Here is a 12,567-nt window from a genome sequence, read left to right as displayed (position 1 = left end):
CCACGCGCTCCTGACCTCGTTTCCCTCTTCGATGGCCAGCACTAGAACCCCTTCGTCCTCCCTCGTCCTTATTGTTGAGGATGAGGACCTTGTACGCATGATGGCGACTGACATGCTGGAAGACGCCGGGTTCACCGTCCTCGAAGCAGCGAGCGCCGACGAGGCCTTAGAAATCCTGGAAAACCGCAGCGACATTGGCCTGCTGTTCACCGACATGGAAATGCCGGGATCGATGAACGGCTTCGCGTTGGCCGCTCGGGTTGCTGAGCGTTAGCCGCACATCCGCCTGGTGATCACGTCGGGGCGGTGTCGCCCCGCGCCGCGCGATGTGCCGGACCACGGTATGTTCGTGCCCAAGCCCTATCTGGTCGAACAGGTGCTCAACGCCTTTGACAAAGCCGGACCGATTTAGCGGCCTCCCTGGCCACCGTTCAGGAGTAGGGAGATCGGCAGGCTTTCTCCTGCTTGTTCCGCCTGACGGCAGGCAGTACTCGCCTGCGTCAGCTCTGCTTAGGCCTGAACGGGAGCACTTCGCCGGACGGCCGCATGATCGTCACCAACGCGCGGGCGAGGTCGGCCTGTTCGAAGGGCTTGCCCAGGCGGACGAGACCCGTGAGCTTGCCCTCCGGCAGCTCGGTATAGCCACTCGCGAGGATCACCGGCAGTTCTAAGTGAGCCGCGCGGATCGCCTCAATCAGCTGAACGCCAGTCATACCCGGCATAATCTGATCGGTGATCACCAGATCGATGATTTCGGCGGAACGGCGCAGTATGCGCAGGGCCTGCTGGCCTGAGGTCGCCTCCAGCACCTCGTGGCCAAGGTCCTCCAGCATCGCTGATATGTTCATCAGCACCAGCGGATCGTCATCGACCACCAGCACCGTCATCGGGTTCAGGATCGGGAGGTCCGGGTGAGGCGTCTCGTCCTCCTGGCGCAGGAGGTTAGCCTCGGCCACAGGAAGCCACAGCTCAGCAGTCGTCCCCTGGCGCAGCGTGCTCTTGAGTACCAAGCGTCCACCAGATTGTCCGGCAAAGCCGTGGATCATGGAGAGGCCTAGGCCCGTACCCTTGCCAACACCCTTCGTGGTGAAGAAGGGCTCTGTGGCTTTGGCGAGCGTCTCTTCGCTCATGCCCATGCCCGTGTCGGTGACCGACAGGCAGACGTAGCTGCCCGCGGGAAGTCCGGCAGCCTCTCTGGTGCTAATTCGTTCCTCCCGCGCCGAGATCGTGATCGAGCCGCCGTCCGGCATCGCATCGCGGGCGTTGACGGTTAGGTTGAGCAGCGCCAGCTCCAGCTGGCTCGCATCGACGAAGGCGAGCGGCAGCCGTAGCGGAAACCGCGTGCTGACTGGGATGTTCGAACTGATCGAACGCTGCAGCAGCTCAGCCATGCCACGCACGAGTTCGGGCACGTCGACAGGCCCTCTGGTCAGCTCCTGCCGGCGGGCGAAGGCGAGCATGCGCTTGGTCAGCGTCGCACCACGCTCGGCCGCCTGGATCGAGTTCTCGATCAGCTGCAGCAGTTTGGGGTCATTCGGCAAACGCTTACGCGCGAGGCTCAGGTTGCCCAGCACGACCGCCAGCAGATTGTTGAAGTCGTGGGCCACGCCGCCGGTAAGCTGGCCGATTGCCTCCATCTTCTGGGACTGGATGAACCGCGCACGTGTCGCTTCGAGTTCTTGCTGGACGTTGCGCCGCTCGGTGACGTCCCGAGTGATCTTAGCGAACCCTACCAGCTCGCCGTGATCACCGCGGATGGCGTCAATCACGACGTGCGCCCAGAAGCGGGTGCCGTCCTTGCGCACCCGCCAACCCTCGGCCTCGAAGCGGCCTTCCGTGGCGGCGGTCTGCAGGGCGCGAGCGGGTAAGCCCGTGGCCCGATCCTCCTCTGTGTAGAACCGCGAGAAGTGCTGGCCGATGATTTCCTCGTCGGTGTAGCCTTTGAAGCGGTGCGCGCCGCGGTTCCAGCTCGACACCGCACCATGTGGATCGAGCATGTAGATGGCATAGTCCTGAACACCCTGGACGAGCAGGCGGAAGCGCTGTTCGCTCTGCTTCAGCGCGTCCTGCGTCGCCTTCCGCTCGCTCAGGTCACGCGTGATCTTAGCGTAGCCGACAAGCTGACCGTCCGGGCTGCGAATCGGATCGATCAGCACGTGCGCCCACATCAGGGAACCGTCCTTGCGAACGCGCCACCCCTCCTGTTCGAAGCGGCCATCGGTGGCCGCAATGTGCAGAGCTCGGGCAGGCAAGTCCGTGGCCCGATCCTCTTCGGTGTAGAACTGTGAGAAGTGCTGCCCGATGATCTCGTCGGTCGTATAGCCCTTGAAGCGCTGAGCGCCGGGGTTCCAGCTCGCGATATTCCCCTGAGGGTCGAGCATATAGATTGCGTAATCGACAATTGACTCAACCAACAACCGGTAGCGGTCATCACGATCAGCGGCCGTTTCGAGGATCTGAGCAGCCTTTACAACCTGGTTCTGCTGCGCATCAGGGCGAATCTGTTCGTCATTCATAAGGACGACCCTACCACGCCTGATCCGGTATGTTGGATCTTTTGCCAGGTCCGGGGGAAACGTGCGCTTGCCGTTATCGGTGCAAGAGATACGACTACCTCGCGCTAGGAGCTGACGCTGGGCCGACAGGCCCTGAAGCGCCGCTTCCGACCCCGAGCAGACCTACGAAGCCAGCTGGGTATTAAGCCACTATCAAAGTAAAAGTGGACCTTCGCGGGTTACCGCAGGGGACGCGGTCGAGCCGTCCCCATGGTTGGGTACGAAAAGGGTTCTGTGTTTGGTGTTGCTGCAAAGCGACGGATTGCGCAGACGACGGCGGTAACATGCGCGTGACGGTCCCCCTCGGGGATCAAAAGGGAACGCGGTGAGGACGTCAGTCCGATGCCGCGGCTGCCCCCGCAACTGTAAGCGGCGAGCCTTCCGCCACCATGTCACTGGGCAGCCTCGCCCGGGGAAACGGTGAAAGGGCAGCGACCCGCGAGCCAGGAGACGTGTCGTCAGTCGAGGTCACACGCGAAACGCGTCGGGCGAGGTTTCCTGGCGGGTGTCGAAGCTCTTCCTTCCTGCGAGGAGGCGGTGAGCTGAGGCCTCGTTCGCGGCGACGTGCCACTGCCGTTGCCCGAGGCTCCATGTTCCATGCTTTCCGACGCACTCGCTCGTCAATCGAGCGCTCACGTTCGGCCAGGGCGCACGAAACTCACGCCGCTCGCCGGCGTGCTGGTGGGTGAGGAGGTGCGGGCTAGCTCGGGCCTGCTCAGCGGCTTCATCGGAAAGTTCGTCGGCACTGCAGCGGGCGGCGCCGTTGGTGTCATCTCCCTGGAAGTGATGGGCTCGCCATTCGACTATCGGCTGCCGATCGAGGACATACAGAGGGTGGCGTGATACACCATTTCAAATTAAGTCTACATACCGTTCTCCCTACGAGGGCCGCTTAAGATCCCATCTAGAATTTAGATCAGGCACCTCGCGAGGAAAGCAACGACCTGAGGAAGAGACAACGGATGCGGATTGCTGGCAGTTATATTACTACTATTCACGACCAATATTAAACCATACGCTCTCCAGCACCATAGCGCGCCAGTCTGAATGCTGGGAATCCATATGCACAATGTACATGTTGGCTTCATCTAAGGCATCAAGGCCGCCAACAGCGTGAATACGCTCGCCGAGCCGGAGGAGTTCCCGCCAGTAGGAGTCTCCAGTTAGGTCTGCGCCGACACGGCCGAGATCCGGCCCAAGCTGTGCCCTTCCGGGTACCTGCCATGTAGTGAGTACTCCTCCGTCGCGCACGGCACTGAAGGTTGCGCCAACGCGCTCACTCTCAACCATGCTCCGCAGTAGAGCGTCGGTGGCGACCTCCGTGTCAGAGCCCTCATTTCTGTGCACGAACGCCTCCTCAAACCGCTCAACAAAGGCGTTCATCGCCCGATGCCGCCTAGCCCATTGCCGCGCTTATGGCGGTACGTCCGGTCAGGCTTCGATCGCTACCGCAGCAATGTGGAATGCTTGATGTAACGCGCAAATAGCACACTTATGTCATCGGCGTGTGGAGCCGGCGGCGATGGCCCGGCTTCCGACAGATCAACCCCGAACTCTGGTGAGAGCAATTGCACGTGATAGCTACTGATGGCCGCCAGAAATACTCATAAAAAACACGCGGCGAGCAAATTAGTCGCTCACACAAACATTTGCAGCATAGTAACCGCTTTAATAGGCCCGATATTTGCGATAATCAGAGCAGCAGCCGGCCTTGAATCACAATTTCGACCGCTGAACTGCCCTTTGGGTCAGCGAGTACGACCCCGACAGATCGGCCTTTAGACAAAAAGATTCGGGCGGCACCGGCGTCGAAAGCTCGCATCAAATGCGCGGTATCGCCCTCGATCTGCCCGTCTCCAGAATATGTATTTCGGTCGAGATAGCTATCGATCTCATAGCTGACGATGCCGAGGTTGAGCAGATCATCCCCAATCGTGAGATCCCCCCGTCCACGTATTGTACCGAGATATCTAAGCATAGACCGCTTACCAATGCTAGTCATTGCATTAAATTTCCTAATTTCTAGCGATGGAAGTTATCGTAACGTTAAGAAGAATCGAGCCTGTACCAAATTATAGTCGCTCTTTTTCTGCTTGGAGCTCGTCGGCTGTTACGAAAAACAGGGAGGAAAGACAACGCATCGCTTCCACACGGCGATTATTTTCTACATTCTTCCCGTCATTAGGTACCGCCAGCGCTTCCATGAACGCAGCGTCGACTGATTCGTTATCTAGGCGTTCGGCTAGTCGCCGCAACGATTGATGGCCAGTATAGCATGTTCTTGCATCTATTTTTATCGCGAGAACAACATCTGCGACAGCTGGTCCGAGTTCCATGCTTCGATGTCGTGAGTACGCCGACACAAGTGATTGACTTTTCCCAAACCAGTAATATTCAAGACCTGTCAATCTTGGGAGTGCCATGATCAGCTCCATCTTTACGGATTTATCAGCAGCATACTAAGTGGATATTGTTATTATGGTCACTAGCACCGCAAATGTAATTCTAACTTTTTTTTCTACGATTTGGGCCGAGTTCCGCCATGATAGCCGCATCATGGTACCAGGCCGAGCCGGACACCTCAGGTTGTTTTGTTTCTGATTCAGTTATCTCCTCCGGCTTTCTCCGATCGAGGCGTGAAGCCTTCTGATTCGAGTTTGCCGGTTCAACCTTGCCGCCGAAGATCGGAGGCCTGAACAAAGATATGCTCATAGATCGACTCTTTGTTATAAAACTGGCAATTCATTCAGCTTAATATTTAGTGATGATTGGATCGTATTCAACCCGCATAAAATATTAATTTCATAAATAATCGTATTTTTCTTTAGGCGGTCATTGGCAAAAGTTTGTGGAACGAAGGATGTCTCGCAGCGTTGTTTATTAGGGATATAAAATATATGCTAAACTCTTTCCGCTCATATGGCTGGAATTTGTCGTTTACTCAATGTAAGGACGGAAGTCATGGCGACAATACTACGGTTCGGACGTAAAATGCGGCTTCCATCAACATTCGAGATAAAGCGAGAGCTCATGATGATGGTCAAGGCGGATGCTATTGCTGCTGCATTGAAGGCCCAAGAATGTAGTGCAGATGATTTTGCGGACATATTGGAAGAGTTGAATATAAAATATCAAGTTTCGCGAGACAGAGTGAACATGCTTCTCTGTCGTTTCGGGCCAGGGCGGTCCGAGGCGATGGAGGCGGCAAAAAGTCTCAATGCGCGGAAGCATCAGTACGACTTTAGGAACAATGGGCCAAAGGATTTTGCCTAGCAGCCTGCTGCTTACGAAAAGTTGGATGCAGCATGTCGACAACGCTTTTCATCCAGGCGGCGGGCACCTGCGCGGTGCACTCAACTGAGTCGATTGGATTCGTGCTCTGCGTGAGCGAGGCCGGAACGAGCCAATACTGAAGGTAATGCGTCCCAACATCGCCGTGGTGAGGTATGGCAACGAACTTGCAACTCGGCAGCCCTTATCGAAGGTCCGGGAGCGACACGATCCTGCCGTTCAGCATCCACCGGCCGAACCGTCGCTTTCCACCTCAAAGCCATCCTCTGACGGTCAAGCTCCTGAAATTGCGATCGCTCCCAAGTTCGAGAATATGAATTTGATCTGCATGACGGCTATCGCGTGATTGACTTCGGATAGAGCGCCGCTATTGTCTGTCCTGCACCAATCGACGAAGAATATGCGCGGGTCGGGTGCGAGAACGGATGTGAGGTCGCCGTAGGCCCTGCCGCTTCTCACGTTGGAAAGATGCGCTCCGATCGGATGACCCGCTGCGGGGCTTTTTCATCCCCGGCGCATCATGAGCCGCTGCGTCATCCGACAAGCCCAGCTTGAGCCAGGTCGCCCGCATGCAAGTGGAGCGGTGACGAGGGTTGAAGCAGCCTGCTGGAGTTATTGGCGCTACCGCAGCAGGTGGGTGACGAGGCCCATCAGGCGAAGGACCCAAATCCTTCGAATGCATTCGTCGGCGGTGCAGTCGGCTTGCTGCCGTCCTTCGGCAGGGCATCTGCGCCCTCGGTAAGCTGATGGACCATTTGATTAGGTTCGCTTGGGTGGATCTGGTTCGAGACAGAGGCGAGCGGCGAGGCAGAGCGATCGAGCTGCGTGTCTGAAGTCATCCGAACTCCTTGAAAATGCGACCGCGGAAACGGCCAAGCTTCGGATATGCCATGGCGGCTGATTTGCAAACCGTTGCGGGTGTGAACTGCGGGCGGGCGCACTTAGGCAAGGGTTCGTAGAGCTCGGCCGCCTCACCACTCCCGCCCTGCGTCTCGGCACCCTGGATGCGACCTATCTCTCGTTCGCGCGTTCCTTCAGGAGACAGAAGTCTCAGGAGGAACATGCATGAAGCAATATCACGTGTTGGCGGCATTCTTGGCAGTACTAATCGTGGCCACGGCAGCACACGCTGAACCACCAAAAGCGGCTGTTTTCGACTTTCAGCTTGCGAACCTCGGCGCCCAAAGTCCAACCGATGAGGACCAAGCCCGCCTCGGCCCCCTCACCGATTTGCTACGTCAGCAGCTACAGGAGAGCGGTCGCTATCAGATCGTGTCCACGGATCTCGTAAGGGCTGAGGTCGAGAATGGATCCGACCTGCGCAAGTGCGGTGGATGCGCCGAAGATTATGCTCGCAAACTCAAGGCGGATGTCGCCATCACTGGCGAGATCCAGAAGGTCTCCAACTTGATCCTCAATATCAACGTCTACGTGAAGGACCTGAAGGCCGACACGCCAGAGCAAGCTTACAGTGTCGACATCCGCGGCAATAATGACACCTCGTTCGATCGCGGTGTGAAGTACCTCGTGAAGAACAACATGCCCCCCGCAACTGAGGCAGTTTCACCGCAGAAGTGAGGCTGGCTGTGTGCTTGCGGTCTGTGCCGCTATACAGCCCTTAGGAGCCTATCGGCTCCCGAACCCAGTCTGATCTTTCTCAGTCGCTCTCAACGCGTTCTCGAACGCCTTGGCCTCGGTGGGGAACGAACGGTCGGACCTCTCGGTCAGCTTACTGTGCTTCCTGAGGGCCCATCCGAAATGGCCTTCGGGTTTCTTCAGCGGCTCGACCGTGATGGAATAGGGGTGCGGGACTTCGTTCGTCATAGCACCGGTATGCCATGCGGGTCGTCCAGCCACTAGAGCCGTGCCCAAGCGGTTTGGGACGGCTGGAGGGTCGGGATGTTGAGGGGTGAAGGAGGATGCCGATGCCTTCACCGTTGTCCGTCGATCTACGCCAGCGTGTCGTGTCGGCCGTAGCCGCGGGCGCGTCCTGTCATCAGGCTGCAGCCCAGTTTGGGGTCAGCGTGTCCAGCGCCAGCCGCTGGTCGGATCGGTTTCGCCAGGAGGGACAGCTTGCGCCCAAGCCGTCGGGTGGCGATCATGCCTCGCACTGGATCGAGGCGCAGGCCGACCTGATCCTGACAATCTACGAGGCGCGGCCCGCCATCTCCCTGCACGAGTTGCGCGACGCCCTGGCCGAGCGCGGCGTACAAACCAGCACCAGCAGCTTGTCCCGCTTCTTCGCCCGGCACGGCATCACTCGTAAAAAGGGGCGATCCACGCCGCCGAGCAGGCGCGCGAAGACGTAAGGGCCGCTCGCGAGGCGTGGTTCGAGAACCAAGACGCCCTCAATCCCGACAGGCTGGTCTTCCTCGACGAGACCGCCGCGGCCACCAACATGGCACGCCGCTACGGTTTGGCCCCGCGCGGCGCGCGCTGCCGCCTCGCCGTCCCGCACGGGCACTACAAGACCGTCACCGTCACCGCCGCCCTGCGCAGCGATGGCCTGTGTGCCACTGCCCTGTTCGACGGCGCCACCAACGGCACACGCTTCCGAGCCTACGTCGCCGACACGCTCGTGCCTGTGCTCAGGCCCGGCGACACCGTCATCCTCGACAACCTGCAGGCCCACAAGGTGGCGGGTGTGCGCGAGACCATCGAGGCCGCCGGAGCGAGGCTGCTCTACCTCCCGCCCTACAGCCCGGACTTCAATCCCATCGAGCAGATCTTCGCCAAGTTGAAGGCTCTGCTCCAAACCGCGGCGGCCCGCACTGTCCCAGATCTGTGGAATGCCATCCGGCAGGCTTTGGCTCGCTTCACGGCCAACGAGTGCCGCAACTCCCTTGCTGCCGCCGGCTACGATACCGACCTGGCCGTTGCTACGTGACCGGGCACGGCTCTAGCGCCGCGGTGGACTGGACACCGACAGGCCGCCATCACGCCTTCTGCGCCCGCGCCAGCAGGATCGCGGTGCGGATCGCGCCGCACTTCAGGACCGCGCTCGACTCGGGATTGGCCATGACCGAGATGGCCCAAACATGCCCGGCGACGATCCTCGGCCTGATCGCGCGCGAGAAGGCGATCGAGAACCCGTCGCACGAGAGAGAGCGGCCGTGACCCCCTGCTTCGTCGCAGTCACCCTGGCCGGCCTGCTCGCGAGCGGAAAATCGGCAAAGGACGCCCGCGCCTACCTATACATTGGGCCGAGCACGCGCATCAGCCCAGTGGTCACAGCGCCGGGTGATCGGCCCCATGCAAGCACAGAGATCACCATCGGGCCGATCGCGACGTTCGCGCTTGAGACGCCTGAGGAGGCGGTGCAGGCACCGTGCGTGAAGCGTAGGCCGCCGCAGTGATCGAAAACTGACACAGAGACTGTTTTTGACCCGAAGTGCCTATCAAAGCTCAATGAATTGTATTTCAGCTAGAACGGCAACCGAATCGATCCCTGAATGAAAGCACGATTTGGTTATCACCTTGTGCATATTTCTAAAACATACATTATATCAGTATCGGGTCTTATTTTATCGGCGGCACAGATTGTATCATGACTTTGCCTGAAGAGCTGTACAAACAATTAATTCAGAACCCGTGCCCATCTTGCGGCACCATGCATATACGGACAGGAAGATGGTTTGCAATAGCTCCAAAGTACCAATGCTGCCAATGCGATACTACAATATTTTTAACTTATCCGCGTAAGATTGAATCATTCCGCTCGCATCAAGTCAACAAAGAAAAAATTGAGAATTATATAAATATTATAAATAAATATACCCCTTTTGTATCCTTGCTGTACTGACCGATTTTTAGCGATTTGTTCCGAATCAAGGTCAGCAACTCGTTGTAATAGATCTTCATCACGTTGATCGGGGCCGCGGCATCCAACAATCTGAAGACATCGGCCCGGCGCTTGAGTGGACCTGGCCGTACTTCGAGGACTGGTGGTGGACGGGGGCACTTTCGTGTAGAGGTGCGGCGCCGGTGTGACGCGGCGGACTATCGACCCGCCGCTATCCGTCTACCTCATGCCCGCCCTCCAGCGGGCTCTTCCATCTCGATACCCACCTTGCCCCGTTCCGCTCAGCCGCAGCGGAGCTTCCTCTGGCTGCCTCACGTCACAAATCAGACCCCGAATACCGCTACCGTCCGATTTCGGACTGACCTGTCGGCCAACGGGGTTCCTCCGCCGCACGAACTGGAGCAATCATGAAGCCCACCCAACGACGCTACGGGCGTGGCGCGCCTGTACGTCATGAGGCTTGGATTGATCGAAGATCAGCCCGAACGGCTGAGACAATAAGGTGGGCGAGGCGCAAGGGGGCCTCGGTACGTATCGACAATCATCACCCTGCGCTCAACGACAACGTCGTGCAATTCGTGGCTATCGATATAATCTGAGGCTCTTCCAGCCCCGCTCGAATCAGCCGCAGGGGGGCTTTTTGTTTTCCGACTATCTCAGTTCTCCAGGCAGGTAGGTCGGATCGAACTCGGCCGCATCATAGCGGCGCCTCCAGTTCTGGATCACCAATTGGCGATCGTCCAGCCTGACGAGTCCGTCCGTGCGTAGCGTCTTCACCACCCGGATGACATGCACCGTCGTCAGTCCCGTCACATCGGCCAACCAGTCCGGCCATGGGTGCGAAGATATCAACGCAGCCCGAAGGTAATTCTGCAATGAGACCAGCGTGTTAGATTCGAGTATAATTTCTGATTGTTTTCATTTTTCTTCAATTGTATAAAAATTGTGTCGTGGAGGGTTGAAATAGCCCATAAAGGCACGACTTAGGTGAAGTGCAGCAATCGCAGTAGACTGCTTCGCCAGCAAGGTGATCGGTCGAATTCGTCCGCTTGCTTTGTAGAAATATTTTCATGAATACTGGAAGGAAGTCCGCATGGCCCATGAACAGAACGTCAGCACCGCCAAGCAGAACGGTCAGGACGCGCGCATCGCTGAGGCCGCAAAGGCTAATTTCGACAAGGCTGCCGATAAGACCAACGAGCAGAACAAGCAAATCTCCGATGCGGCTCGTGAGGGCGCTAACAAAATCGTTGACTTGCACGAGCGGGCAACCGAGACCACCAAGCAGGTGATGCAGAACAGCATCGAGACAGCCTCCCAGCACACTCGTGAGGCCGCTGATCGCTTCTCGAAGACCCTGGGCTTCTCAGGCCAAGACGGTGAGCGTCTGGCTCAGCAGTCTAAGCAGAACATCGAGGCGGTCACCCGCTGCGGCACGGTGCTGAGCCAAGCCCTCCAAGATGCCTCGCGCAGCCTGTTCGAACTTGGCCAGAAGCAATTCCAGCGCAATCTGGACGGCCTCACCAAGCTGACTCAGGCCAAGACGGTTCAGGAGTTCGCCACCATCCAGAGCGATCTGATGCGTGAGAGCCTGCAGCACATGGTCCAGGACAGCAAGGCGATCACCGAAACCTCCGCCCGTGCTGTCAACGAAGCCAGCCAGACCTTCTCCAGCGTCGCTCCGGCTCGCTGAGATCGGCTGCTGCCGCCAAGCCCGGCAGTAAATTTCTTAACGATGCCAACCTTGACCTGACCGGCTGGCTTTGGACCGGGCTGATTGACATGATCAGCCTGGATCAGAGGAGTTGGGAATGAAGCGAGGACGGGAAGCCGAGCGCGGAGCAGGTCTTGCTGATGCTGCGCCAGATCGAGGTAGAGACGGGGCAAGGCAAGAGCATCGCCGTCGCGTGCAAGGAGGCGGATGTCTCCGAGCGAAGCTACGTGACGAGTACCTACGCCAGGAGATCTTCTACTCGCTGAGAGAAGCACAGGTCGTGATTGGCCTATGGCAGAACACCTACAACCCTGTCCGGCCGCATTCGGCGCTGGGCTACCGGCCGCCCGCGCCTGTCAGCTTCCCGGATCTGGCCTTCCGGCTACCCACGGCCACTACCATGCAATAGCCTCACAACTGGCCCGGTCCAAAATACCGGTCAGGTCAGTGCCACGCCGGACAGCGCCGTCGCGGTCTCGCCCTCGGCGACCCAGTCGGCGACGGTGCGGTCTCTAATCCCCAGGCAAATTATCGCGAGGAGGACGGCACTGCGAGGCCAATTAGGTGGCGAGTTGCCGAACCTCTCCAGCACGGATGTTCATGCGGGCGACGGCCTCTTTAGTCAGGGTGTCCCTGGTCAACTCCGCCCGCCAACCCGCCGGAATCGCCTTCTGAACGGCCTCCTCGGCTTGGTCACGAGGCACGGCGGCCACCCAAAGCTGCACGGTGGGTATGCCGCCGACGCCGCTGTCCATGTAGACGCGAACAATGTGGATGCCGGCGGCAACGTCGTTCAGTCTGTCCATGTGACGAGGATGGCACGATCCCGCGCCGTCACCAAGACCGAGACACGGGTGTGCTCCCGTTCGGGGCAACAGCACACCCTGTCTCCCAAGCGACTGCGCCCGATCAGTGGCAGCCGATCGCAGGCACTAGGCGATCACACCCGTGCAGTTCAATGAACCGAACGGCTTGTGTACCATTCCGGACCATCTCGATTATCAGCTTTCCTACCGAAGGTGGTAGCCGTCTACACGTTCTACGATCAACGTCTACAACTTCGGCCAATGAGTCTTGCTCCGACGGGAAGGCGAGCGGCTCAGCCTGCCGGAGTTTGCATAACGAGCCTCGATGAACAGCCCTCCGTCCTACTGGTGGAAGAGCTTCCGCTAGTGGGCATGGACCCCTCAGCGGTACCCTTGAGC

The 12,567-nt window shown here is 58.6% G+C and carries 12 protein-coding genes, 2 pseudogenes and 1 riboswitch; of the genes and pseudogenes, 8 read left to right on the top strand and 6 right to left on the bottom strand.

Annotated features, from left to right (window positions below; translation table 11 throughout):
- Positions 1 to 31: 31 nt before the first annotated feature.
- A pseudogene (locus LW587_RS02385) lies at positions 32 to 412 on the top strand (response regulator).
- Positions 413 to 500: 88 nt separating this feature from the next.
- On the opposite strand, the gene LW587_RS02380 reads toward LW587_RS02385, so the two are convergent.
- On the bottom strand, positions 501 to 2,516 hold the full coding sequence (locus LW587_RS02380) for a hybrid sensor histidine kinase/response regulator (protein ID WP_232628001.1): 2,016 nt from the start codon (positions 2,514 to 2,516) through the stop codon (positions 501 to 503).
- Between the two features lie 316 nt (positions 2,517 to 2,832).
- Positions 2,833 to 3,029, top strand: a riboswitch (cobalamin riboswitch).
- Between the two features lie 123 nt (positions 3,030 to 3,152).
- Here LW587_RS02380 and LW587_RS02375 point away from each other — a divergent pair.
- Complete coding sequence (locus tag LW587_RS02375; protein WP_232628000.1) at positions 3,153 to 3,398, top strand: hypothetical protein; 246 nt, start codon at positions 3,153 to 3,155, stop codon at positions 3,396 to 3,398.
- A gap of 147 nt (positions 3,399 to 3,545) precedes the next feature.
- Here LW587_RS02375 and LW587_RS02370 read toward each other — a convergent pair whose 3' ends face one another.
- From LW587_RS02370 to LW587_RS02360, 3 genes are all read right to left on the bottom strand, one after another.
- Positions 3,546 to 3,938 carry a hypothetical protein gene (locus tag LW587_RS02370; RefSeq protein WP_232627999.1) on the bottom strand — a complete coding sequence of 131 codons (393 nt, stop codon included), beginning with the start codon at positions 3,936 to 3,938 and terminating at the stop codon, positions 3,546 to 3,548.
- A 310-nt stretch (positions 3,939 to 4,248) separates the two neighbouring features.
- Complete coding sequence (locus tag LW587_RS02365) at positions 4,249 to 4,557, bottom strand: DUF4506 domain-containing protein (RefSeq protein WP_232627998.1); 309 nt, start codon at positions 4,555 to 4,557, stop codon at positions 4,249 to 4,251.
- A gap of 70 nt (positions 4,558 to 4,627) precedes the next feature.
- On the bottom strand, positions 4,628 to 4,990 hold the full coding sequence (locus tag LW587_RS02360; protein WP_232627997.1) for a hypothetical protein: 363 nt from the start codon (positions 4,988 to 4,990) through the stop codon (positions 4,628 to 4,630).
- A 595-nt stretch (positions 4,991 to 5,585) separates the two neighbouring features.
- On the opposite strand from LW587_RS02360, the gene LW587_RS02355 reads away from it, so the two are divergent.
- Complete coding sequence (locus tag LW587_RS02355) at positions 5,586 to 5,828, top strand: hypothetical protein (RefSeq protein ID WP_232627996.1); 243 nt, start codon at positions 5,586 to 5,588, stop codon at positions 5,826 to 5,828.
- Positions 5,829 to 6,496: 668 nt separating this feature from the next.
- Here the strand turns inward: LW587_RS02355 and LW587_RS02350 are convergent.
- Positions 6,497 to 6,685 (bottom strand): hypothetical protein, encoded by a 189-nt coding sequence (locus LW587_RS02350; RefSeq protein WP_232627995.1) that lies wholly within the window; start codon positions 6,683 to 6,685, stop codon positions 6,497 to 6,499.
- 226 nt (positions 6,686 to 6,911) lie between these two features.
- On the opposite strand from LW587_RS02350, the gene LW587_RS02345 reads away from it, so the two are divergent.
- The 5 genes and pseudogenes from LW587_RS02345 to LW587_RS02320 form a co-directional block, all read left to right on the top strand.
- Positions 6,912 to 7,424 (top strand): DUF3280 domain-containing protein, encoded by a 513-nt coding sequence (locus tag LW587_RS02345; protein ID WP_232627994.1) that lies wholly within the window; start codon positions 6,912 to 6,914, stop codon positions 7,422 to 7,424.
- Between the two features lie 347 nt (positions 7,425 to 7,771).
- Positions 7,772 to 8,733 (top strand): IS630 family transposase gene (locus LW587_RS02335; protein ID WP_232627992.1). Its coding sequence is split into 2 segments (ribosomal slippage): positions 7,772 to 8,123 and positions 8,123 to 8,733, totalling 963 coding nucleotides; the frame shifts between segments, so codons are not numbered across the junction.
- Positions 8,730 to 8,963: a hypothetical protein gene (locus LW587_RS02330; RefSeq protein WP_232627991.1), complete on the top strand. Its 234-nt coding sequence runs from the start codon at positions 8,730 to 8,732 to the stop codon at positions 8,961 to 8,963. Before LW587_RS02335 ends, LW587_RS02330 begins: the two co-directional genes overlap by 4 nt.
- A 1,778-nt stretch (positions 8,964 to 10,741) precedes the next feature.
- Positions 10,742 to 11,341 carry a phasin family protein gene (locus LW587_RS02325; RefSeq protein ID WP_232627990.1) on the top strand — a complete coding sequence of 200 codons (600 nt, stop codon included), beginning with the start codon at positions 10,742 to 10,744 and terminating at the stop codon, positions 11,339 to 11,341.
- Between the two features lie 238 nt (positions 11,342 to 11,579).
- A pseudogene (locus tag LW587_RS02320) lies at positions 11,580 to 11,771 on the top strand (integrase core domain-containing protein); the annotation flags it as partial.
- A gap of 151 nt (positions 11,772 to 11,922) precedes the next feature.
- Here LW587_RS02320 and LW587_RS02315 read toward each other — a convergent pair.
- Positions 11,923 to 12,168 carry a hypothetical protein gene (locus LW587_RS02315; RefSeq protein ID WP_232627989.1) on the bottom strand — a complete coding sequence of 82 codons (246 nt, stop codon included), beginning with the start codon at positions 12,166 to 12,168 and terminating at the stop codon, positions 11,923 to 11,925.
- Positions 12,169 to 12,567 lie beyond the last annotated feature (399 nt).

Origin of the sequence: Methylobacterium sp. Leaf118 (genome assembly GCF_920984675.1) — a bacterium.
Lineage (GTDB): Bacteria > Pseudomonadota > Alphaproteobacteria > Rhizobiales > Beijerinckiaceae > Methylobacterium.
This window is presented reverse-complemented; position numbering and strand designations above follow the sequence as displayed.

What these genes read in the sequence shown, in the direction of transcription:
- LW587_RS02380 (WP_232628001.1), bottom strand. Translation starts at nt 2,516, where the DNA reads ATGAATGACGAACAGATTCGCCCTGATGCGCAGCAGAACCAGGTTGTA.
- LW587_RS02375 (WP_232628000.1), top strand. Translation starts at nt 3,153, where the DNA reads ATGCTTTCCGACGCACTCGCTCGTCAATCGAGCGCTCACGTTCGGCCA.
- LW587_RS02370 (WP_232627999.1), bottom strand. Translation starts at nt 3,938, where the DNA reads ATGAACGCCTTTGTTGAGCGGTTTGAGGAGGCGTTCGTGCACAGAAAT.
- LW587_RS02365 (WP_232627998.1), bottom strand. Translation starts at nt 4,557, where the DNA reads ATGACTAGCATTGGTAAGCGGTCTATGCTTAGATATCTCGGTACAATA.
- LW587_RS02360 (WP_232627997.1), bottom strand. Translation starts at nt 4,990, where the DNA reads ATGGAGCTGATCATGGCACTCCCAAGATTGACAGGTCTTGAATATTAC.
- LW587_RS02355 (WP_232627996.1), top strand. Translation starts at nt 5,586, where the DNA reads ATGATGATGGTCAAGGCGGATGCTATTGCTGCTGCATTGAAGGCCCAA.
- LW587_RS02350 (WP_232627995.1), bottom strand. Translation starts at nt 6,685, where the DNA reads ATGACTTCAGACACGCAGCTCGATCGCTCTGCCTCGCCGCTCGCCTCT.
- LW587_RS02345 (WP_232627994.1), top strand. Translation starts at nt 6,912, where the DNA reads ATGAAGCAATATCACGTGTTGGCGGCATTCTTGGCAGTACTAATCGTG.
- LW587_RS02325 (WP_232627990.1), top strand. Translation starts at nt 10,742, where the DNA reads ATGGCCCATGAACAGAACGTCAGCACCGCCAAGCAGAACGGTCAGGAC.
- LW587_RS02315 (WP_232627989.1), bottom strand. Translation starts at nt 12,168, where the DNA reads ATGGACAGACTGAACGACGTTGCCGCCGGCATCCACATTGTTCGCGTC.